Source organism: Oleiphilus sp. HI0061 (assembly GCF_001635675.1).
This window is the reverse complement of sequence record NZ_LWFE01001582.1, coordinates 1-1,093: the sequence shown is the minus strand read 5'-3', so window position 1 is coordinate 1,093 and position 1,093 is coordinate 1. Positions and strand designations below refer to the sequence as shown.

The window sequence follows — 1,093 nt, the reverse complement described above, 5'->3', positions numbered from 1 at the left end:
GTGCTAGCTTTTTCAATTGAACATTGGCTTTTACAGCCAGCGCTTTCTCTTAAACCAATAAACTAAGCCCGTTGACAGCGACAACATGATTGCGAGCAGGTAAAAATAGCCGTTCTCAACCTTGAGTTCAGGTATATAGTCAAAGTTCATCCCATATAGCCCTGCCAAAAAACTTAGTGGCACAAACACAGCGGTGATGACCGTTAAAACTCTCATCGTTTCATTCAGCTGATGCGCTGATATCGATAAATAACCATCGATCAAATCTCCGCAAATATCGTAGTGCATCTGAGCAAGTGTAAAAAGGCGCTGGAAACGATCATCTAAGTCGTTAATTGCATGCTCGCAAGCTGCCTTGTCGAAATATGCGTACTCATCACTTTCTTTATGTAAGCCTTCACTTATGTCCGTATGATAATTAAATGTCCGCGTCAGTTTTACCAGCCGCGACTTAAACTTTGTCAGCTCTTTCAACTGTTGGTCATTTGCATTGTTTTCGAGTTGCTCCTCAATCTCACTAAGTTGAGTATCAAAATTAAGCAACTTCTCGAGGTAAACACTCGATGCTGCTTTCATTATTTGAATAGCGACCGTCATAGGAGATATATGTTTGAGTTTACGCAAGGCTTTTTTAGATTGCTCTACCCCAACCGATTTAACCGGGTGAACAGTAACCAGAATGTTGTCTTTAACAATGAGTCCAATCGACTGATGTTGGAAAGATATATCATCTTCAATGGCACGAATTCCGCGATACAAAATAAATAAGTGCTCGTCAAAAAACTCGATTTTTGACGGGTGGCTCTTTCGCAGGGTATCTTCAATAGCAAGGTGGTCAATATTTAGCTCTGTGAGCAAACGTTTAATTATTTCATGATCTTCGGTCGTAAGATCAATCCACAGCTTTTGGCTCGTGAGTAAGTCGCCGGAAATTAGATCATCAATCGACATTGCTTCGAGCTCTTGACTCTTACCATCATCAGAGAGCTGGATAATACTTAACATGTCATAACCCTCTATATCTCTATTATTTCTGGCACTTCAATCTCTGGAGCGTCTTCTACAGGCATTTCAAGCGCCCTAATAACATTGA

Annotated in this window: 1 protein-coding gene; it reads right to left on the bottom strand. The window is 40.7% G+C overall.

Annotated features, from left to right (window positions below; all coding sequences use genetic code 11):
• Positions 1 to 30: 30 nt before the first annotated feature.
• On the bottom strand, positions 31 to 1,005 hold the full coding sequence (locus A3735_RS24680; RefSeq protein ID WP_068508819.1) for a magnesium transporter CorA family protein: 975 nt from the start codon (positions 1,003 to 1,005) through the stop codon (positions 31 to 33).
• Positions 1,006 to 1,093: the final 88 nt, after the last annotated feature.

Bases quoted from the DNA above. Each gene is read 5' to 3' on its own strand.
- A3735_RS24680 (WP_068508819.1), bottom strand. From the start codon at position 1,005: ATGTTAAGTATTATCCAGCTCTCTGATGATGGTAAGAGTCAAGAGCTC.